The 20,103-nt window shown below is 70.4% G+C and carries 22 protein-coding genes; 7 read left to right on the top strand and 15 right to left on the bottom strand.

The annotated features are described in order from the left end of the window. Positions 1 to 972, bottom strand: a complete 972-nt coding sequence (locus FU260_RS12935; RefSeq protein WP_147917436.1) for a D-2-hydroxyacid dehydrogenase — start codon at positions 970 to 972, stop codon at positions 1 to 3. A gap of 70 nt (positions 973 to 1,042) precedes the next feature. Here FU260_RS12935 and FU260_RS12930 point away from each other — a divergent pair, with 70 nt between their 5' ends. The 5 genes from FU260_RS12930 (at position 1,043) to FU260_RS12910 (ending at position 4,688) form a co-directional block, all read left to right on the top strand. Next, positions 1,043 to 1,855 (top strand): maleate cis-trans isomerase family protein, encoded by an 813-nt coding sequence (locus tag FU260_RS12930; protein ID WP_168211770.1) that lies wholly within the window; start codon positions 1,043 to 1,045, stop codon positions 1,853 to 1,855. Beyond that, the gene (locus tag FU260_RS12925; protein WP_147917435.1) at positions 1,852 to 2,586 is read left to right on the top strand and encodes a maleate cis-trans isomerase family protein; all 735 of its coding nucleotides are present in this window, start codon (positions 1,852 to 1,854) and stop codon (positions 2,584 to 2,586) included. Before FU260_RS12930 ends, FU260_RS12925 begins: the two co-directional genes overlap by 4 nt. Next, positions 2,573 to 3,247: a GntR family transcriptional regulator gene (locus FU260_RS12920; protein WP_147917434.1), complete on the top strand. Its 675-nt coding sequence runs from the start codon at positions 2,573 to 2,575 to the stop codon at positions 3,245 to 3,247. Before FU260_RS12925 ends, FU260_RS12920 begins: the two co-directional genes overlap by 14 nt. A gap of 78 nt (positions 3,248 to 3,325) precedes the next feature. Next, positions 3,326 to 4,078, top strand: coding sequence for a class I SAM-dependent methyltransferase (locus tag FU260_RS12915; RefSeq protein WP_147917433.1), 753 nt, complete (start codon positions 3,326 to 3,328; stop codon positions 4,076 to 4,078). A gap of 19 nt (positions 4,079 to 4,097) precedes the next feature. After that, complete coding sequence (locus FU260_RS12910) at positions 4,098 to 4,688, top strand: DinB family protein (protein WP_147917432.1); 591 nt, start codon at positions 4,098 to 4,100, stop codon at positions 4,686 to 4,688. 115 nt (positions 4,689 to 4,803) lie between these two features. Here the strand turns inward: FU260_RS12910 and FU260_RS12905 are convergent, their stop codons facing one another. Both FU260_RS12905 and FU260_RS12900 read right to left on the bottom strand, forming a co-directional pair. Further along, positions 4,804 to 5,580, bottom strand: coding sequence for a putative protein N(5)-glutamine methyltransferase (locus tag FU260_RS12905; RefSeq protein ID WP_147917431.1), 777 nt, complete (start codon positions 5,578 to 5,580; stop codon positions 4,804 to 4,806). Then, complete coding sequence (locus FU260_RS12900) at positions 5,577 to 6,512, bottom strand: aldo/keto reductase (RefSeq protein ID WP_147919478.1); 936 nt, start codon at positions 6,510 to 6,512, stop codon at positions 5,577 to 5,579. Before FU260_RS12900 ends, FU260_RS12905 begins: the two co-directional genes overlap by 4 nt. 143 nt (positions 6,513 to 6,655) lie before the next feature. Here FU260_RS12900 and FU260_RS12895 point away from each other — a divergent pair, with 143 nt between their 5' ends. Then, positions 6,656 to 7,003, top strand: a complete 348-nt coding sequence (locus FU260_RS12895) for an RNA polymerase-binding protein RbpA (protein WP_147917430.1) — start codon at positions 6,656 to 6,658, stop codon at positions 7,001 to 7,003. Here FU260_RS12895 and FU260_RS12890 read toward each other — a convergent pair. From FU260_RS12890 to FU260_RS12850, 9 genes are all read right to left on the bottom strand, one after another. Next, positions 6,979 to 7,728, bottom strand: coding sequence for a polyprenol monophosphomannose synthase (locus FU260_RS12890; protein WP_147917429.1), 750 nt, complete (start codon positions 7,726 to 7,728; stop codon positions 6,979 to 6,981). The genes FU260_RS12895 and FU260_RS12890 overlap by 25 nt on opposite strands. Then, complete coding sequence (gene lnt / locus FU260_RS12885; RefSeq protein WP_235912337.1) at positions 7,725 to 9,551, bottom strand: apolipoprotein N-acyltransferase; 1,827 nt, start codon at positions 9,549 to 9,551, stop codon at positions 7,725 to 7,727. The genes FU260_RS12890 and lnt overlap by 4 nt, the downstream gene beginning before the upstream one ends. Before the next feature lie 362 nt (positions 9,552 to 9,913). Continuing rightward, entirely contained in the window at positions 9,914 to 12,694 is a 2,781-nt protein-coding gene (locus FU260_RS12880) for a DEAD/DEAH box helicase (protein ID WP_147917428.1), read from the bottom strand. A gap of 9 nt (positions 12,695 to 12,703) precedes the next feature. Then, positions 12,704 to 13,738 carry a diacylglycerol/lipid kinase family protein gene (locus FU260_RS12875; protein WP_147917427.1) on the bottom strand — a complete coding sequence of 345 codons (1,035 nt, stop codon included), beginning with the start codon at positions 13,736 to 13,738 and terminating at the stop codon, positions 12,704 to 12,706. Positions 13,739 to 13,759: 21 nt separating this feature from the next. Continuing rightward, positions 13,760 to 14,533: a twin-arginine translocase subunit TatC gene (gene tatC / locus FU260_RS12870; RefSeq protein WP_147917426.1), complete on the bottom strand. Its 774-nt coding sequence runs from the start codon at positions 14,531 to 14,533 to the stop codon at positions 13,760 to 13,762. Between the two features lie 35 nt (positions 14,534 to 14,568). Then, the gene (gene tatA, locus FU260_RS12865) at positions 14,569 to 14,859 is read right to left on the bottom strand and encodes a twin-arginine translocase TatA/TatE family subunit (protein WP_147917425.1); all 291 of its coding nucleotides are present in this window, start codon (positions 14,857 to 14,859) and stop codon (positions 14,569 to 14,571) included. Positions 14,860 to 14,895: 36 nt separating this feature from the next. Next, positions 14,896 to 15,225 carry a hypothetical protein gene (locus FU260_RS12860; protein ID WP_147917424.1) on the bottom strand — a complete coding sequence of 110 codons (330 nt, stop codon included), beginning with the start codon at positions 15,223 to 15,225 and terminating at the stop codon, positions 14,896 to 14,898. A 4-nt stretch (positions 15,226 to 15,229) separates the two neighbouring features. After that, positions 15,230 to 16,249 carry a helix-turn-helix transcriptional regulator gene (locus FU260_RS12855; protein ID WP_147917423.1) on the bottom strand — a complete coding sequence of 340 codons (1,020 nt, stop codon included), beginning with the start codon at positions 16,247 to 16,249 and terminating at the stop codon, positions 15,230 to 15,232. Beyond that, the gene (locus tag FU260_RS12850; protein ID WP_147917422.1) at positions 16,249 to 17,211 is read right to left on the bottom strand and encodes a helix-turn-helix transcriptional regulator; all 963 of its coding nucleotides are present in this window, start codon (positions 17,209 to 17,211) and stop codon (positions 16,249 to 16,251) included. Before FU260_RS12850 ends, FU260_RS12855 begins: the two co-directional genes overlap by 1 nt. Positions 17,212 to 17,274: 63 nt before the next feature. On the opposite strand from FU260_RS12850, the gene FU260_RS12845 reads away from it, so the two are divergent. Beyond that, positions 17,275 to 18,453, top strand: a complete 1,179-nt coding sequence (locus tag FU260_RS12845) for a DUF3866 family protein (protein WP_147917421.1) — start codon at positions 17,275 to 17,277, stop codon at positions 18,451 to 18,453. Here FU260_RS12845 and FU260_RS12840 read toward each other — a convergent pair. The 3 genes from FU260_RS12840 to FU260_RS12830 form a co-directional block, all read right to left on the bottom strand. Beyond that, positions 18,382 to 18,885, bottom strand: coding sequence for a PH domain-containing protein (locus FU260_RS12840; RefSeq protein ID WP_147917420.1), 504 nt, complete (start codon positions 18,883 to 18,885; stop codon positions 18,382 to 18,384). The genes FU260_RS12845 and FU260_RS12840 overlap by 72 nt on opposite strands. A 10-nt stretch (positions 18,886 to 18,895) precedes the next feature. Further along, the gene (gene hisG / locus FU260_RS12835; protein WP_147917419.1) at positions 18,896 to 19,738 is read right to left on the bottom strand and encodes an ATP phosphoribosyltransferase; all 843 of its coding nucleotides are present in this window, start codon (positions 19,736 to 19,738) and stop codon (positions 18,896 to 18,898) included. 94 nt (positions 19,739 to 19,832) lie between these two features. Continuing rightward, complete coding sequence (locus FU260_RS12830; protein ID WP_147917418.1) at positions 19,833 to 20,096, bottom strand: phosphoribosyl-ATP diphosphatase; 264 nt, start codon at positions 20,094 to 20,096, stop codon at positions 19,833 to 19,835. Between the last annotated feature and the right edge of the window lie 7 nt (positions 20,097 to 20,103).

Genomic DNA, 20,103 nt, shown 5'->3' with positions numbered 1-20,103 from the left:
TCAGCTCCCTGGTACGTATCCCATGGTCTTGTCCACGATGTTCTCCAGCTGTTCCCCCGCCTGCCAGCGGGCGAGGTTCTCGGCGAACAGCTCGACCAGCGCACGGCGCCAGCCGACGAAGTCCCCGGAGTTGTGCGGGGTGATCAGCGCCGTGGGCAGCTGCCACAGCGGGTGCGCGGCCGGCAACGGCTCCGGATCCATCACGTCCAGGGCTGCACCGGCGATCACCTCATCGCGCAGTGCACTGACCAGGTCGTCGGTGCGGACCAGCTCGCCGCGGCCGACGTTGATCAGCCGGGCACCAGGGCGCATCGCGGCCAGCGCGTCGGTGTCGATCATTCCCCGGGTGGCGTCGGTCAGCGGTGCCGCGAGCACCACCCAGTCCGCTCGAGCGAGCTCACGGGGCAGGTCCTCCTGGGCGCACACCGTGGTGAAGTCCGGATCGTCCTCGCGGGCGCGGCGCCCGGAGCCTCGCACCTGCAGTCCGGCCGCGCGCAGCAACCGTGCGATCGTCCGCCCGATCGGACCGGTGCCGACCACCAGCGCGCGGGTGCCGGCGACCCGCTCGGACTCCCGGTGTTCCCAGTGCTGTTCCTGCTGCCGCCGCCAGGAGCCGGGCAGGTCCTTGGCGAACGCGAGCACCTGGCCGAGCACGTACTCGGCGATCGCCTCGTCGAACACGCCCCGGCTGTTGGTCACCACGACGTCGGAGGCGAGCACGTCCTCGGTCATGAACGGGTCTACACCGGCGGCCGCCACATGCAGCCAGCGCAGCGTATCGGCTGCGTGCCAGGCCCCCGGTAGCGCCTTCGAGGTGAAGTGGTACGCGAACAACACCTCGGCGCCGGGCAAGGCCTCGGCGAGGCCCGCCTCATCGGTGTACTGCACCTGGGTGAGCTGCTGGAGAGGTGCCATCGTCTCGGGGCTGGGCACCTCGCCGTCGTGCAGCACGACAACGGGCCGATCTCGCATATTGACAACGTATGAGCCGCTCCTACTATTGTCAACAATCAGATGATCCGCCGATGCAAAGGTGAGATATGTGGAAGTGAGCGACGCGGAGTTCGAGGGCCCACTGGCCCAACGCGGTATCGGCATCATCGCGCCTTTCGACCTGGCACTGGAGCGCGAGCTGTGGCGCTGGGCACCGATGGAGGTGAGCCTGCACCTGGCCCGTACCCCGTACGAACCGGTGCCGGTCAGCCTGGAGATGGCCGAGCTGGTCTCCGCCACCGACCACCTGCAGACCGCTACCCGGGATGTACTCGGGGTGGAGCCGGAGGTAGTCGCGTTCCTGTGCAGCTCTGGCAGCTTCGTGCACGGCGTCGCGTACGAGGAGGCTCTCTGTGCGGCGATCGAGTCGGCCGGCGCACCCTCCGGCCTGACCACGTCCGGCGCCTTGGCCGAGGCGGTCCGCACGCTGGGACTGAGCTCGATCTCGGTGGTCACCCCCTACGACGAGCCGCTCACCCGGCGGCTGGAGGAGTTCCTCGGCGAGCTGGACGTGACCGTGGTGCGCTCGCAGTATCTCGGACTGGGTGGCGGGATCTGGAAGGTGAACTACCGTACGGTGGCCGACCTGGTGATGGCTGCCGACGACCCGGCCGCGGAGGCCATCTTCGTCTCCTGCACGAATCTGCCCACGTACGACATCATCGCCCCGCTGGAGCGCAACCTGGGCAAACCGGTGCTGACCGCGAACCAGCTCACCATCTGGGCCTGCCTGGGCCGGATGGGGCTGCCGATGGTCGGTCCCGGCGACTCATTGCGCGGGGTGTTTCAGGAGGACGCCGACGTGCCGCCTTCGCCCGAGATCGGGGCACCGCCAGACGTACTCGAGGAAGGAGTGTCATGAACACGACTCCGACTGTCGGGTTCATCTATCCCGACCACGCCGCTGAGGACGACTATCCACTGGCCGCCGGCTGGCTCGACGCCCACTTCCCGGTGGCGCACATCTACGGCACTGACCTGCACGCAGTGCCCGAGCTGCTCGATCTGGGCAGCCCGGGCCGGCTGGCCGAAGGCGCACGGCTGCTGGCACCGCAGCATCCGCAGGCGGTGGTGTGGGCGTGCACCTCCGGCAGCTTCGTCTACGGACCGGACGGTGCCGAGGAGCAGGTGGACCAGCTGGCGCAGATCACCGGTGTCCCCACCTCCAGTACCAGCCGCGCCTACCTGGCGGCGTTGGCTGCGCTCGGACTCACCCGGGTCGCGGTCGCCGCCAGCTACCCCGACGACGTCGCCCGCCTGTTCGCGGACTACCTCGCCTCCGCGGGGGTCGAGGTGGTCTCCTTCTCCAGCGCCGGGATCGACACCGCCGCCGAGGTGGGGAACCTCTCCGCGGACGAGGTCACCGCGCTCGCGATCGGAAACGACCATGCCGACGCCCAGGCACTGCTCATTCCGGACACCGCGATGCGCACCCTCGCCGTGCTGCCGGAGCTGGAACGCCGGCTCGGTCAACCGGTGCTGACCGCGAACCAGGTCACCATCTGGGAGGGCCTGCGCCTTGCCGGGGCGCCCCGGTACAGTGCCCGGCTCGGAGCACTGTTCGCAGCGGGGAGGGTCGATGCCGGTCGGTGAGCTGAGACCGCCGAAGCGTCAGTCGACGGTGGAGTACGTGGCCGAGCAGCTGCGCGGGGCGATCATGGCCGGCCGGCTGGAGCAGGGTGAGCAGCTCGGCGAGACCGAGCTCGCCGAACGCCTCGATGTCTCCCGCGGACCGCTACGCGAGGCGATGCAACGACTGGTGGCCGAAGGGCTGTTGGAGGCGATCCGCAACCGTGGCGTGTTCGTCACGGAACTGTCCACCGACGACGTCGAGGACATCTACCGGACCCGGTCGGCGATCGAGCGCGGCGCCCTGGAGCTGGTGATGGCGGGGCGCCGGGAGGAGACCGCGCAGGCGCTCACGCCGAGTATCACCGCGATGCGTTCGGCGGCCCGCCGGGACAGCGCTCCGGGCGTCTCCGACGCCGACCACGCCTTCCACGAGAAGCTGGTGGCGTGCTCGCAGAGCCCGCGGCTGATCCGCGCGATGCGCACCCTGGTGGTGGAGACCCGGATGTGCCTCGGCGAGCTGGAGACCACCTACCCGGACCTGAGCACCCAGGTGCGTGAGCACGTCGAACTCCAGGACGCGATCGCCGCCGGAACCCTGGAGCAGGCCAAGTCCCTGTTGGTGGCGCATATGGACGACGCCGTCCAGCGCCTGGTCACCAAGCGCACCCCGTCCGCGTCCTGAGCGCGGCTCGATCCGGGAGGGATCGAGAGCGAAGAATCTCCCTTGCCCGGACGTCGCGGAGTCAGCCAGCATCGACAGATGCGTGACTTCGAGGACCTGGTGGGTGAGGCGGCCGGCGCCGACGTGACCGGATGGGGCTTCTCCTGGTTGGACGGACGGGCCACCGAGGAGCGGCCGCCCTGGGGGTACCTGCAGCTGCTCACCGACGCGCTCGCGAGGGTCGAGAGCGCTGTGGATCTGGACACCGGCGGCGGCGAGGTGATCGCTGAGGTGCCGCGGCTGCCGGCCTCGATGTCCGTGACCGAAGCCTGGCCACCGAACGTCGCCCGAGCCAGGGCGCTGCTGGGTCCGCGAGGGGTGCAGGTGCTGGAGACTGATGCCGGTGCACCTGTGCCGCTGCCCGACCACTCCGTGGAGCTGGTCACCGCACGGCACCCGGTCTCCCCGCAGTGGGCGGAGATCGCCCGCCTGCTCGCTCCCGATGGCCACTACCTCGCCCAGCACGTGGGCCCGGCGTCCGCGGTCGAGCTGAGCGAGCACTTCCTCGGCCCGCTCCCCCGCGACGGCCAGGGCCGGGACCCGGAGCAGGAGGTCCGCGCTGCCGAGCGGGCCGGCCTCGAGAGGGTCGAGCTGCGCACCGCTCGGTGCCGGATGGAGTTCTTCGACATCGGCGCAGTGGTGTGGATCCTGCGCAAATGTGTCTGGTGGGTGCCAGACTTCACCGTGGCTGGCTACGCCGACCGGCTGCGCGATCTCGATGCGCAGATCCGCGCCGACGGCGTATTCGTTGCGCACTCCACCCGGCACTTGATCCGTGCCTGCCCCCGTTGAGGCGATAGATTCGATTCCGATGACTACTGATGCCACGATTCCCGCACTGCCCGCCGCAGCACCGGAGCTCAGCGAGGTGATCCTCGACGAGCAGGGCCGCGTCGATCCGCCGTTGGCCGTGGACGAGTGGCACACGCTGACCAGCTTCCTGGAGTTCCAGCGCGGCACCCTGCACTGGAAGTGCTCCGGCTTGGCTGCCGCCGGTCTCAATGTGCGCGTTGCCGCCTCGACGATGACCCTGGGCGGCATCCTCAAGCACCTGGCCTGGGTGGAGGAGCACTGGTTCACCGAGATGTTCCTCGGCCAAGATATGCCCGCCCTCTGGCGTGAGGTGGACTGGAACGCCGAGCCGGACTGGGAGTGGACCTCAGCGTCGGAGGACTCCCCGCTCGAGCTGTTCACTCTCTGGCAGGACGCGGTCACCCACTCCCGAGAGACTGCCCAGAACGGGCTCACCGACGGACTGGACGCACTCGCGGTCCGCGGCTGGCCGGACGGGCAGCGGCACAGCCTGCGCTGGATCCTGGTGCACATGATCGAGGAGTACGCCCGGCACAACGGCCACGCGGACCTGATCCGCGAGGCCATCGACGGCGCCACCGGCGAGTAGCCGCGGCAGCCGGACGCCGCTTTGCCGCGCTCCGTGGCGCAGTCCATCGGTGTGCCGCGTCCTGTCGGGACGCGGCGAACGCGTGCGACGATCTGCGGAAAGCGCGGGATGGCCCTCACTCGGACAGCTGGGCCACCAGTACCCCGCTGCCCCATTCGGCACTGATGCGTACCCGGGCGTCGAACCCGGCCGCAGCGAATGCCGTGACAGCGGCATCGGTCTGAGCGGCGGCGATCTCGGTCAGCACCCTGCCCCCCGGCGCCAGCCACCCGGGTGCCTGCTGAGCAAGGCGACGCTGCAGGTCCAGTCCGTCCGCTCCGCCGTCGAGCGTGGCCAGCGGCTCGTGCTCGCGCGCCTCGGGCGGCAACCCCGAGATCTCTGCCGAGGGTACGTACGGGGTGTTCGCCACCACGACCCCCAGCTGCCCGCGCCAGCTCAGCGGGACCGCTGTGAGTAGGTCACCACAGCCGGTGCCGACCTGATCGGGCAGGTTCTCCCGCGCCACGGCCACCGCCACCGGGTCCAGGTCGGTGGCGAACAGGTCCAGATCCGGACGCCGCGCGGCCAGCGCCGCAGCAACAGCGCCCACGCCGCAGCACACATCCGCTACGACGCCGCGGCGGGGAGCAAGCGCGGCCGCGGTCTGTACGAGGAAGGTGGTCCGCTGCCGTGGGACGAAAACGCCCGGCCGCAGGCGCAGCCGGAGCCCGTCGAAGGCTACCCAGCCGAGCACCTGCTCCAGCGGCTCGCCGCCGGTGCGCCGGTTGCTGAGCTCGGCCAGCTGCGCCTCGTTCTCGGCCGTCTCGACCAGCAGCGCGGCCTCTTCTTCGGCGAACACGCACCCGGCAGAGCGCAGCCGCGCGACCAGTTCGGCCGGCGGGGCCGTTCTCACCTGCCGGTGATCTCGTCCAGGGCGGCGAGGTCCGCCGCTGTCGGCTCCCAGGCTGCGGCAGCAGCGTTGGCCCGCACCTGCTCCGGCTTGGAGGCACCACTGATCACCGAGGCGACCGCCGGTTGAGCGGCGAGCCAACCGATGGCCACCTGCAGCAGGCTCAGCTCCCGCTCCGCAGCGAAGCTCTGCAGCGCCTCGATCATGTCGAAATCGGCGTTCGCCAGCCGGTCCGGCCGGCTAGTCAGCCGGGTGCCGGCGGGGGCGTCCTGACCGCGACGGTACTTCCCGGTCAGCAAGCCCGAGGCGAGCGGGAAGAACGGCAGGATGCCGGCACCGACATGTTCGACGGCGGGCACCAGTTCGGTCTCGATCCCGCGGTTGAGCAGGTTGTACTGGTTCTGCGCGGAGATCATCGGGGTGAGCCCGCCGGTGCGGGCGGTCCAGTCGGCGTCCATCACCTGCCAGCCGGCGAAGTTCGAGGAGCCGAGATAGCGCACCTTGCCCTCGAGTACCAGCTCGTGCAGCGCCGCGAGCGTCTCCTCGATCGGGGTCCGGGGATCGGGCTGATGCATCTGGTACAGGTCGATATGGTCGGTGCCCAGGCGGCGCAGCGAGCCCTCGACGGCTCTGCGGATGTATCGGCGCGAGCCGCGCACCCCCCAGTCCGGGCCGTTCAGTCCCCGGGCGTCCATCCCGAACTTGGTGGCCACCACCACGTCGTCCCGCATCGGCCCGAGCGCTCGACCGAGCAGGTGCTCACTCCGGCCGAGCGAGTAGGTGTCGGAGGTGTCGAAGAAGGTGATTCCTGCCTCAATGGCGGCTCTCACCAAGCCAGGGACGTCGTGGTCCGCTACCGTTGCGCCCAGAGCATTACAGCCTAGTCCCACAGTGGACACGGTCAGCCCGGAGGCACCCAGCTGGCGGTAGGTCATCGTCTCGGTAGTCACGAACTCCACTTTAATCACGAGGCGTCCCCGCCAACTTCACACCACCTTCACCGCCCGGGCGGAACAGAACCGGCGTCCCACCCGTTGGACAGGTTGGAGACCACACGTCACGGACAGGAGGAGTCACGATGGCTGAACGAGCACTGCGTGGCATGCGGATCGGCGCCAACAGCATGGAGACCGAAGAGGGGGTCGAGTTCGCACCCCGGGTGGAGGCCGTCTACGACTGCCCCGACGGCCGCGTGATCATCATCCCGTTCTCCGCTGAAGCAGAGATCCCCCCGGTCTGGGAAGCCCCCGGCGGCGGTGAGGCGTTGCTGCGGGATGCGGACCGCCCGGAGATCAAGCCCGGCAAGAAGGTCCGGACCCACTGGGACATGCTGCTGGAGCGCCGGACCGAGGCGGAGCTGCAGGAACTGCTGGACGAGCGGCTGGCGCTGCTTCGCAGCGGTCAGCTGCGCCGCCGGAGCGCCTGAGAGAACTTTGCCCGCCACTGCCTGGTGCGCCGTTCGGCGCCCCAGGCAGTGGTGCGCCAGAGGGCTTCGAGCACGATCGCCCGGCTCATCTTCGACTGCCCTTCAAGGCGTTCGGTGAAGGTGATCGGTACTTCGACGATCCGCTCCTGCAGCATCCGGACCCGGCGGGTCATGTCCACCTGGAAGCAATAGCCCTGGGAGTTCACCCCGGCCAGGTCGATCCGGCGCAGGGTCTCGGCGCGGAACACGCGGAAACCGGCAGTCGCGTCCTGTACCCCGAGACCGATCATCACGTTCGCGTACCGGTTCGCGCCCCGGCTGAGGAGCTGACGGTGGGCCGGCCAGTTCTGTGTCGCCCCGCCCGGCACCCATCGGGAGCCGATCGCCAGGGCCACATCATCGGTGCACGCCGCCAGTAGCCGCGGTAGGTCTTCGGGATGGTGCGAGCCGTCGGCATCCATCTCCACCAGCCGGTCGTAGCCGCGGGCCAGCCCCCAGGCGAAACCGGCCACATAGGCGCGGCCGAGCCCGTCCTTGCTGCTGCGGTGCAGGACGTGCACCTGCTCGTCATGACCGGCGACCCCCTCTGCCCACGTCCCGGTGCCGTCCGGACTGGCGTCATCGACCACCAACACGTGCGCCTCGGGTACGGCAGCGCGGGTGCGGCGCAACGTGTCTGGGAGGGACTGCCGCTCGTTGTAGGTGGGGATGATCACCAGGGTCATGGAGCAGCCCCGACCGGAGCCTCGGCGTCGGGTCCCAGGTCTTGGCCGGAGGGTTTCGTTGTTGCGCCGGTCTGCTCGGGTCCCTGCGTCCCGGGCTGCTGCTGCCCGCGGCCCTGGCGGCTCGTCGCGCCCTGCCGCCCTGGGTTCTTCGGCTCCGGGCTCTTCGGCTCCGGTCCCGGAGCCCGACCCGTGGGCGACCCGGGCGGCGGGCTCGGCTGCGATCGCGGCCGGCGTCCGGTGGCGATACCGATACCGAGGGCGAGCACCGCCAGCACGCTGATCACGATCACCGGCCAGTCGCCGAGCTGATCGGCCACCGTCAACGTGGAGCGCAGCGGCACGTCCGCGGTGAAGGTCTCGTGGGTGAACAGCCCCGTGCTCTCCAGCACGGTGCCGTCCGGAGCGATCACGCCGGAGACGCCCACGGTAGAGATCTGCAATGTGGTCCGGCCGTGCTCCACGGCCCGCAGCCGCGACATCGCCAGCTGCTGCTCGGACTCGGAGGTATAGCCGAACGAGGCGTTATTGGTGGGTACCACCAGGAACTGGGCGCCCTCCTGCACAGCGGACCGGATCAGCGCGTCATAGGCGACCTCGAAGCAGATCACCGCACCGACGTTGACGATCTCGCCGGTACGGGCGATCGGCACCGGCACCACGCCGACCTCCTGGCCCGGAGCCATATCGGTCTGCACCAGGTCCACCGCCGGGGAGAACAGGCGCGCGATGTCGCGCATCGGGATGTACTCGGCGAATGCGGCCGGGATCTGCTTGGCGTAGGCGAAGGTCGATCCCTCCCCCGGCTGCCAGAGGATCATCTCGTTGTACCGGGCGTCCTCGGTGTACCGGTCGGTACCGAGCAGGATCGGCGCACCGACCGCCTGCGCGGCCGCATCGATCTCCGCGGCGGCCTCGGCGTTCTCCCGCGGGTTGATATCCGTGGCGTTCTCCGGCCAGACCACCAGGTCCAGTGCGTCCGGGCCGTACTGCTCGGCCAGCTCGTGGGTGCCATCGGCATGGTTGTGCAGCACTTCCCGTGCGTTGTTGAACGCACCCAGCCCCGGTTCGGACACGTTGCCCTGCACCGCACCGACCTGCAACGTGCCGTCCTCGGCCTGTGTGCCCGGCAGCGGCAACAGAGCGCCCAGCGCGAGCACGAGAGCTCCGGCGAGCACCCGGTAGGTCGCCGCGCGTACGTGCACGCGGCCTGCGGCCCCGGCTGACGGCTCGGGCGTGGCGCCGGCACCGTCGCGAGCTGCCGCACGGGCACCGGTGAGCAGCCGGACGGCATCGGCCAGATAGTGCCCGATCAGCGCGACCGCGAAGGACACCAGCGGCGCCCCGGCGATCGCAGCGAGGGAGAGCAGCGGCGAGTCCCCCTGGGAGAACGCCAGCCGACCCCACGGGAAGCCGCCGAACGGCCAGACCTGCCGGAGCTGCTCGGCGGCCACCCAGATCACCGCGAACGTCGGCGCATGCAGCCAGGTCCGGTGCCGCAACCAACGCGCCCGGCGCGCCCAGGTCCAGGCGGCTACCGCACCGGCGAGGATGCCGGCCTCGGCTACCGAGAGCGCAATCCAGGGGATCACCCCGACGGCGTAGTTCGCCCACCACAGGTGCGGCAGGAAGAACGCGAGCCCCCACACCCAGGTCACCAGCGCGTTCCACCGTGCACTGTCCCGGCCGATGGCCCACACCAGGGCCGCCACACCGACGAGCGCGAGCGGCCACCAGCCGCGCATCGGGAAGGCGGCATCGGTCAACCAGCCGCCGAGCGCGGCGACGAGCAGCGTCAACGCTCGCGGGGTCCGGGATGCAGGCACCACAGCAGGATACGTGCCCGGAGCGGGCCCTCGGTGCCGCTCGCGGTCGGCGGTGACCGGGCTGGCTGATCACACCGGCTGGCCCCGTGTGATCACACCGACCGGCCCGTGCATCCTTCGGGCCGGAACCCCCTGCGCGGACGCCCCGTTTTCTAGTGAATGCACGGGCCTGGTCGGTGCCCACTCCCTGTGATCAGGAGCAGTTACAAGAAGCGAACATACCGGCCCAGGTCGTTCCCGCCAAGGCGTCAACAGTGCAGGTCAACGGCGTACGTGCAGGTCAGAGCGGATGGAATTCAGGCAAGGTTTTTAGCTCCCTCGGCGTGTCGTCTGGTGTGTCGGCCAGAACATGTGGTCGGGGCTCAGGTGGTCCCGTACGCGACGATGCCTCGGCGCACGGCGTCAAGAGCCTGACGGGCGGTGCGGCGCAGCTGTGTGGAGGGTGCGGCGATGGCGATCTGGTCCAGCAGATCGATCACCTGCCGGCTCCACCGGACGAAGTCCCCGGCGGCCAGGTCGCCCGCATCCAGCACGTCGGTCAGCGTGCCTCCCTGTGCCCAGACGTACATCGGCCGCACCAGGCCCAGATCGACCGGCTGCGCCCGGCGCACCCCGTGCTCCCGCTCCACGGAGTCCAGGCGGCGGGAGATCCGTCTGGTGGCATGGACCGCCAGCGCGAGCGGCCCGTCCGCCCGTCCCGGCGGGATGGGCAGCTCGCCGGTGTCATCGGAGCGGGAGGAGTACACCACTATCGAGGTGACCGCGGCCAGAGCAGCCGGGTCGAGCTCGGCCCAGACATCGCCGCGAAGGCACTCGGCCAGCACCAGGTCCTTCTCCGAGTACAGCCGGCGTAGCCAGGTGCCTTGTGCGGTGACGCTCGTCTCGTCCCCGGAGCCGCTCAGGTAGCCGAGCTGGGTGAGCACCTGGCACACCCGGTCGAAGTCCCGCGCGATCGATGAGGTGCGTCCTTCGATCCGGCCGAGCAGCTGCTGGTGCTCCTTGGCGAGCTTCTCCCGCCGCCGAGCCCAGCGCAGGTGATCCTCCCGGTCCGAACAGCCGTGGCACGGGTGGTGCCGCAGCCGTTCCCGGGCGGTCGCCAGGTCTGTGTCGCTCCCGCTGGTCGACGGTGGGCGCGGCCGGACCTCGGGTTCGGCCGCACCCAGGGCGTTGCGCAGCGTGGCTGCCAGGTCCCGCCGTTCCTGCGGCCGGCGCGGGTTGACGTGTTTGCCGATCGTGATCCGACCCCACCGGTCGGTGCCGTGCGGAAGGTCGGCAGCGGTCAGCCGGGCCTGCCGGGCGTCGGTGGTGAGCACGTGCAGCAGTGGCCCGTCCAGGCCCGGCGGGTCCGGGGTGGTGAGCACGACGGCGAACCCGGCCCGCCGGCCGTGCGGAATCTGGATGACGTCCCCGCGCCGCAGCGACCCGACCAGCTCGGCGGTCGCCTCCCGCGCGGCGCGGGAGCGGGCCCGGGAGAGGTCCTTCTCTCGGGCCGTGATCTCCGTACGCAGCGCCAGGTACTCCTCGATGTCCCCGAGGTGGCAGGCCATCGCCTCGGCGTACCCGTCCAGCGCCTCGGTCATCGACCGCGCCTGCCGGGCCAGGCCCACCACGGACCGGTCCGCCTGAAACTGCGCGAAGGACGTCTCCAACGTCTCCCGGGCACGGCCGAACCCGGTCGTGGAGATCAGGTTCACCGCCATGTTGTACGTGGGGTGGAAGCTGGACCGCAGCGGATAGGTGCGCCGGCTCGCCAGACCTGCGACCGCCACCGGGTCGAGGCCGCTGGAGTAGAGCACGACGGCGTGCCCTTCCACGTCGATACCGCGTCGCCCCGCTCGTCCGGTCAGCTGGGTGTACTCCCCCGGGGTGATGTCCGCGTGCCCGCGTCCGTCCCATTTGGTCAGCCGTTCCAGGACTACCGACCGGGCCGGCATGTTGATCCCGAGTGCCAGGGTCTCGGTCGCGAACACCACCTTCACCAGGCCGGCGGCGAACAGGGCCTCGACCGCCTCCTTGAACACCGGCAGCAGTCCGGCGTGGTGCGCGGCCACCCCCGCCAGCAACGATTCACGCCAGGCCCAGAAGTCCAGCACACCGAGGTCCTCCCGGGGCAGGTCGGCGCACCGTCGCTCCACCTCCTCGGCGATCTCCTTGCGCTCGGCCTCGGTGGTCAGGGTGATCCCGTGGCGGACCACCTGGTCGGCTGCCGCCTCGCAGCCGGCCCGGGAGAAGATGAAGAAGATCGCGGGCAGCAACCCGGCCCGGTCCAGCCGGTCGACCACCATCGGCCGCGGCGGGGTGCGCACGATCCGGTGCCGGGCCGGTGCCGGGCGGCCTCTGCCCCGGCCGCGGCCCCGGCGGCCCCCGGTGGGCCCGCGGTTCAGCTGGCGTTCTGCGGACCGGATCGACTCCACCAGGTCCGGGCTGATCGGCGGGTTCGTGCCGGGGCGAGTCGGGTCCACGTGCGCGGAGTACAGATCGAGGACGTCCCGGCCGACCATCACGTGCTGCCACAGCGGTACCGGCCGCACCTCGGAGACCACCACGGCTGTGTCGCCCCGCACCTCGGTAAGCCAGTCACCGAACTCCTCGGCGTTGGACACTGTGGCCGAGAGTGAGATCAGGTGCACGTCGCTGGCCAGGTGCAGGATCACCTCTTCCCACACCGGTCCACGGAACCGGTCAGCCAAGTAATGCACCTCGTCCATCACCACGTAGCCGAGATCGGCCAGCGTGGGCGATGAGCTGTACAGCATGTTCCGCAGCACCTCAGTGGTCATCACCACCACCGGGGCCTCGCCGTTGATCGTGGTGTCCCCGGTGAGCAAACCAACATTGGCCGCGCCGTGCGCCTCGCGAAGGTCGGCGAACTTCTGGTTGCTCAGCGCCTTGATCGGCGTGGTGTAGAACGCCTTCCGGCCGTGCGCGAGGCCCAGGGCGATGGCGAACTCCCCCACCACCGTCTTCCCGGCACCGGTGGGTGCGGCCACCAGGACGTCCCGGTCGGCCTGCAACGCCTCGCACGCCTGGACCTGGAACTCGTCCAGCTCGAAGCCCAGGGCGGCCCGGAAGCGTCCCCACGGTGAGCGCTCAGTCACCTGGCGTTGCGCAAAGGCGGCATACCGTTCGGCGGGCGAGGACATACCCCCAGCCTAGGTGGCCTCCGGGGTGAGCAGTCGCAACGCACCCGGGCGAAGCCGCGCCCGGAGCGGCAACCGGCCGAGCAGCTCACCGTCGGCGTAGACGGGTGGGGGACGCCGTCGGCCCGGCAGCGGCTCGAGCACCACTTCCCGGGCGCGCAGGATCTCTACCCGGGGCGAGCGCACGTGCGTGCCCTGGTACAGCCGGGGGAAGAGCCGCATCAGCTGGGCCCGGCCCATCGCGTGTGCGATCACCACATCCATCCAGCCGTCGTCCATCTGTGCATCCGGCGCGATCTGCATCCCGCCGCCGAAGGACGGCGCATTCGCCAGCGCCACCAAGGTGGCGTCCTGTTCGCGGACCACGCCGTCGATGGTGAGCCGGTAGCCGTAGGGGTGGAACACGCTGAGCTCGGCAAGCGTACCGCGCACGTACCGGCCACCGCCCTGGGGCCACCGGTAGGTGTTCGCGCGGTGGTTCACCGCGGCGTCGATCCCGGCGGAGAGCACGCAGGCGGTCCACTCCACCGCAGTCGGGTCCTCGAGCTCATCGGCGTGACTGGCAGCTGTGCTGCCGCCAGCACCGCCAGCGCCGCCAGCGCCGCCAGCACCGGCTGCACTACCAGCAGCCCCGGCGTCCTCGGCCTCGGGCACGTGCACCCGGGTGGCGATGGCATCGACCACCCGGGGCCGGCTGTCCAGGGCGGCGAGCACATCGGCCACCGCCCGGCGGCAGTCGTGCTCGACCAGGCCCAGCGTGCGGGCCAGGTCGTTGCCGCTCCCGAACGGCACGATCCCCAGCGGCACTGTGGTCCCAGCCACCACGTTCACACCCAGGTGAACCATGCCGTCCCCGCCCACCACCACCAGGGCGTCCAGCTCCCAGAGCGTGTCCCGGGCGCGGGCCAGCGCGATCTCGGCAGTGCGTCCGCTGAGATCGATCACCTCGTGCCCGCTGCGGCCGAGCAGCGCCAGGGCATCCCGGCCGCCGTCGTCGGCGCGCCCATGCCCGGCGGTGGGATTGATCAGCACACCCAGACGGCTCATGCGGATCAGACTAGGCCCTGGTCAAGAGCTGACGTCCGTGTCCACGTCCGAGCCGACACCGGCTGCCAGCGCCTTCTTCGCCACCCGACGATCGTTCAGCAGGCAGATGCCGACGGCAGCGAAGTACAGCCCGATGATCGGCAGCGCCATCAGCACGAAGGTGACCGCATCCGCCGTCGGCGTGGCCAGTGCGGCCAGGACGAAGATGATGATCACCGCCCAGCGCCAGCCCTTCAGCCAGGTCATCCCCTTGGCTACGCCGAGGAAGTTCAACAACACCAGGATCAGCGGCAGCACGAACGCCACGCCGAAGATCAGCAGGAACTGCATGACGAACTTCAGGTAGGTGGTGACGTCGATCAGGGCCGAGGACGTCTCCCCGTCCGGGACGAACTGGGTGAGCAGCAAGAACGTGTTCGGCAGTGCGGTCCAGGCCATGAAGATTCCGCCGGCGAACAGCGGCACGCCGGCGCCGATCACCATCAGTGCCCACCGGCGTTCCTTGCTCCGCAGCCCGGGCGCGAGGAAGGCCCACACCTGGTAGATCCACCACGGGCTGCTGGCGAGGAAGCCGAGGAACGCGGCGACCCGCAGCTTGATGTCGAAGCTGGCTGCGACGTTGGAGAAGTTCAGCGTGGCGTCGACGCCACGCTCGCGCAGGTCGCTGACCGGGAGCTGGAGCAGCTGGAACACCGGGTCATAGAGGAACCATCCGCCGATCGCACCGACGAGGATGCCGGCGCAGGCAAGCATCAGCCGTTTGCGCAGTTCACGAAGATGTTCCCCGAGAGGCATCTTCCCCTCGGGGTTGGTGCGTGAGACCACTGGCGTCAGGTGGTGCTGGAGTCGTTGCTGCGCTGCTCCGAGGTCGGCTGCGATGCCTGCTGGTCAGAGGTCGTCTGGCTGGTCGAGGTGGAGGGGCTGGTCTGGTGGGGCTGGTCGTCCTGGAGCACTGTCTTCGCGTCGGACATGTCGGTGTCGTCCTGCAGCTCCTTGATCTCCTTCTTGAAGACCTTGAGCGACTTGCCCACGTTGCCAGCAATGTCCGGCAGGCGGCTGGCACCGAACAAGAGCAGCACCAGTCCCACGATCACGATCCAGAAGACTGGATTCTTCAACATCTGTGTTCCTCCGTGAAATCTCGTGACCGTCAGCGCTCAGAACGGGAGTCCGATCGCCCGCCACCTCTCCAGGGTACGCGATCGACGAGCCTGTACCCGTTCTGCACGGGCGGAAAGATTATCGCGTCGCCGTTGCCGCCACACCTCGCGCTCCGCCTCGGTGGCGCTCAGGTCCGGCGTGAAGGTCCGCTGAGCGAACTGCTCGTCCAGCTCTGCCATGGTCGAGTCCAGCCGCTCGAACACCTCGCCGCTGCGGCTGAGCTGTGCCATCAGGGCCTTGAAGTGGCGCCACAGGTGCAGCGCGAGCAGCACGAAACAGGCCAGCGCACCGAGCACCAGCACCGTCCACACCGCGAACCACCACATCGCTTCAGCCTACCGGCGGATCGAGCGTGTCGTCGCCGGCGGCATCGTCCAGGCCGGCGTCGGCATAAGCCGCCAGGGCGGCCTCGGCGCGGTCGGCGATACCGGCCGCCACGTCCGCAGGGGCGACGGCGCGCACATCCTCGGCCAGGCCGAGCACCAGGTGGTGCAGCCAGGCCAGATCCACCACTGCCACCTCGACGGCGAAACTCCCCTCACCGGTGTCCCGCACCCCGGTCACGGGGTACTGCTCGGCCACCCACCGGGCCCGGGAGGCCAGCTCCAGGTGCACCCGCCACGGTGCTGCCGCCAGTTCCGGCTCCGTGTCCGCGGCGGGTTGCACCTCCGGGTGTTCCTCGGCGGCGACGTTCAGCTCGGTGAGCTGGAGGATCCGGTCCAACCGGAACTGGCGCACGTCCTTCGCCCGGTAGCACCAGGCCACCAGGAACCACCGGCGGGAGTCGGTGAGCAGCTGGAGCGGATCGACATCACGCTCGCTGACCTCGTCCGCTGCCGAGACGTAGCGCAGGTGCAGCCGGCGGCCTGCGGACATCGCCGCCCGGATCGCGGTGAGCCACCCGCTCACCCGCGCCCCGTCGTCGTCGGGTCCGGCCACCTGTACGGCCTCTGCGGAGCGAGCGGCGGTACCGGCCGCCTCGGTGAGCTTCTCCATCGTGGAGGTCAGCACCGGGTCGGTGGCCAGGCCCGGGGTCACCTGCAGGGAACGCAGCGCGGTCAGCAGCGCCACCGCCTCCTGCGGGCCCAGTCGTAACGGCCGGTGCATCCCCCGAGCCTCGGTGAGGGTGAGGATGTTCCGCTCCCGGTCGTCGGCGGAGAAGTCGATCAGGTCGTCGTGCAGGTAGCCCGGGGTGCCGGAGACCCAGAGCGTGTTCACGTCCAGCAGCACCCGCCCGGTACTCACCCCGAAGTGCTCGGCCACCTGTTCGACCGGGACCCCGGGATGGGAGTCGAGGTAGGTGATCAGCGCGAGCATCCGCACCACCCGGTCACCGGCCGTCTCCGCCATCACCGCTCCCCTCCCAGCGCCGCGGCTGCCCGCAGGCGGCGCAGCACCGCCGCGCGCAGCTCCGGTGGGTCGAGCACCACCACAGCGTCGGTGTACCCGGCGATCTCCTCGGCCAGTCGGTCCACATCGGTCGTCTCCAGCCGGAACACATCGCGGCCGGCCGGCCCGGCAGCGCCGGTGTCCGCCTCGCCCCGGGCGCGCAGCGCCGAGGCGCGTTCGGGGGCCAGGGCGAGCACCGCCGTCGTGGTGCTCGGCTCGGCGACGAGCTGCTGTGTGTCCGCCGGGATCTGTACCTGACCGGGCTCCCCCACCCGCCGCACCTTGCCGACGATCCGGGAGAGCCGGAACAGCCGCTGGGCCTGCCGGTCGGTATCGAACGCGACCAGGTACCAGCCCCGGTCCTTCGCGAACAGCCGCCACGGCTCCACTGTGCGTGCCTCGGTGCTGCCGGTGCTGGCGGCCCGGTAGGTGAACCGCACGGCGATCCGGTCCTCGATCGCGTCCAGCAGCTCGCCGAATGCCGGGTCCGGCCCCCGGACCCGGAGGGACAGCCCCGCGAACCGGCCCGGATCGGCGGCGTCGCTGACCGCACGGAGCTTGGTCAGCCCGCGGCGGGAGTCGGCGGCGAAGGAGGAGTCCTGCCACACCTGCGCGGCCAGGGAGAGCACCCCGATCTCCGCCGGGGTGAACTGCACCGGCGGCAGCTCGTACTCGGCGGTGTCGATCCGGTAGCCGACATCGTCCTCATGGGTGGAGTCGGTGAGGGTGACGATCGGCAGCCCGAGGGCGCGGAGCTGGTCCTTGTCCCGTTCGAACATTCGGTCGAACGCCTCGTCCGACGTGGCGCCGGAGTACCCGTTCACCGAGGCGCGGATCTCCGCCTTGGTCATCCGGTGCCGCGTGTGCGTCAGTGCGATCACCAGGTCCAGCAGACGCTCGGCCGCGGGGACGCGCTCAGCCATCTGTGCCGTCTCCAGGTCCGTTGCGGTTCATGGCACACAGGCTAGTAGCGATAGGTTGCCGGTGTGATGACTTGGCGACACGGCGTGGTTCGCTCCCTCGGGCGGTCCTGGTCCGGAGCGCAGGAGCTGCAGGTGCTGGTGCTTCCCGGGACCGAGGGCCCGGGCGCGCTGGACAGGGCGGAGGAAGCCGCCGCAGTGGAAACGGAAGCAGAGAGCACCGCGACCGTGCGCGCGCTCGCCTACACCGACGTCGTCGGGCAGGTCCGGCCCGGCCAGCGGGTGCTGCTGAACACCACCGCCCAGGTACGCGGGCTGGGCACCGGCGGATACGCCCTGGTCATCGCCCTGCCGGAGGATCTGCCGGCCGACCCGCCGCCGAGCCCCGGGCATATCGTCAAGGCCCGGTACACCCCGCAGCAGGTGATGGTGCTCGGGGTGGATGAGCAGGAGTCCGGCCACCACGAGCTGCTCCGGGAGGCCGACGATCTGGCCGGGATGCCCGTGGTGGTGGCGGACCTGCACTCGGCCGTGCCGGCTGTGCTCGCCGGTACCCGGTGGGCGGGCGCCGAGCGCGGCACGCCGCTCACCGTGGCCTACGTGATGACCGACGGCGGGGCGTTGCCTGCCGCGTTCTCCCGCACGGTGGCAGGGCTGCGCGAGTCCGGCTGGTTGGCCGCCACGATCACCACCGGCCAGGCCTACGGGGGCGACCTCGAGGCGGTCACCGTGCACTCCGGGCTACTCGCCGCGCACCTGGTGGTCCAGGCCGATCTGGTGGTGCTCGCTCAGGGGCCGGGTAACGCCGGTACCGGCACCCGGTGGGGATTCTCCGGGGTGGCGGCCGGTGAGGCGCTGAACGCGGCCGCCGTGCTCGGGGGGCGCCCGGTGGCCAGTCTGCGGGTCTCCGGCAGCGACCGGCGCGAACGCCATTTCGGCATCTCCCACCACAGCCTCACCGCGATCGGCCGGGCGGCGCTCGCCCCGGCCGACGTGGTGGTACCCGAGCTGGACGGTGAGCTCGGCTCCCGGGTGCGCGAGCAGGCTCGCACGCTGGAGAGCCGGCACCGGTTGGTGTCGGTGCCGACCACCGGGCTGGCCGAGGCGCTGGCCTCCGCGCCGGTGCCACTGAGCAGTATGGGCCGCAGCCTGGCCGAGGACGCCGCCCCGTTCCTAGCCGCTGCTGCCGCCGGTGTCCATGCCGCCCGGCTCGTGCTCGGCGACCAGGGTGGCCAGCCGGCGTGAGGCCGCCCGGGCCCGTGCGCCGTCGACGCGTTGGATCGCGAGGACGGACAGCACCCGGCCGTCCGACAGATCCAGCTGTACCCAGTCCCGTTCGCCGAAACGCACCGAGACGATCTGCGCCCAGTCCAGCCGAGCGGTGCCGATGATGTTGCGCACCCGCAGCCCGGAGCGGGACGGAAACGCGGCCACGCTGCCGATCAGGTGCAGGAACACACAGATCACCAGTGCCAGGACCGCACTGCCCACCTGATACTCGCGGTGCGGGTCGTCCAGCCGGTTGGTGAGCACCACGAAGAGCACCCAGCCGGCGAGGATCCACACGATCAGCACGAGCGTGACGATGCGGGTGGCCCGGGACCGGAACGGCGCGTAGAGGTCGCCCGGCCCCGCGTCCGGGTGCCGATTCTCGGGGCCGGCACCTCCGGAGGCCATCAGCTACCTCTCAGAGTCGACTGGCGTGGATCGTCGTCACGATGATCGCGCGTGCGCCGAGGCCGTACAACTCGTCCATGATCGGGTTGGTCCGCTTGCGCGGCACCATCGCCCGGACCGCCACCCAGCCGCGGTCGTGCAGCGGGGAGACCGTGGGCGATTCCAGCCCCGGGGTGACCGCCACGCAGGCGTTCACGTGCTCCACCGGGCAGTCGTAGTCCATCAGCACGTACTCGTGCGCCACCAGCACTCCGTGCAGACGTCGGTCGAGCACGTGCAGTCCGGGTTTCGGCTCGCCGCTGGGTCGGATCAGCACGGCTTCCGAGGTCAGGATCGGCTCACCGAAGATCTCCAGCCCGGCAGCACGCAGGGTGCTGCCGGTCTCCACCACGTCTGCCACCAGGTCCGCGACCCCGAGCTGCACGGTGGACTCGATCGCGCCGTCCAGGCGGACCACATGTGCGTCGATACCCTGCTCGGCCAGGTGCCGGCGCACCACCACCTCGTAGGAGGTGGCCACCCGCTTGCCCTGGATGTCGGCGAGCTCGGTCATCGTGCCGGCGGGCGCGGCGTAGTGGAACGTGGACCGGGCGAAGTCGAGCGAGCGGTGCTCCACCGCCTCCATCCCGGAGTCCAGGAACAGGTCCCGGCCGGTGATGCCGGCATCGACCACACCTTCGGCGACGTACACGGCGATGTCCCGCGGGCGGAGGAAGAAGAACTCCACGTCGTTCTCCACGTCCGGCAGGACCAGTTCGCGCCCGTCCCGGCGCTGCCGGTAGCCGGCCTCGCGCAGCATGGTGCTCGCAGGTTCGGACAGGGCTCCCTTGTTGGGCACGGCGATTCGAAGCACAGGGTTCCTTCTCGGCTCTCGTGGCCGGCGCAGTGGCCACAGTGGTCAGGGTGGTGGCGGGTGGGTCGGGGGTCCGGTCGGTGGATCCGGCCGGTCAGAGATGGGTGTAGACGTCCTCGAGGGTGAGGCCACGGGCGATCATCATCACCTGCAGGTGGTAGAGCAGCTGAGAGATCTCCTCGGCGGTCTCGGCGTCGCTCTGGTACTCGGCGGCCATCCACACCTCGGCGGCCTCCTCGACGATCTTCTTGCCGACGGTATGGATGCCGGCGTCCAGCTCGGCAACTGTGCCCGAACCCTCGGGTCGGGTCTGGGCCTTGTGCTGGAGCTCGGCGAACAGGTCCTCGAACGTCTTCACCCGCAAG

The organism is Ruania zhangjianzhongii (assembly GCF_008000995.1).
GTDB lineage: Bacteria > Actinomycetota > Actinomycetes > Actinomycetales > Beutenbergiaceae > Ruania > Ruania zhangjianzhongii.
Note: the sequence above shows the minus strand (reverse complement) of the source record. Positions and strands in the feature narration are given on the sequence as shown.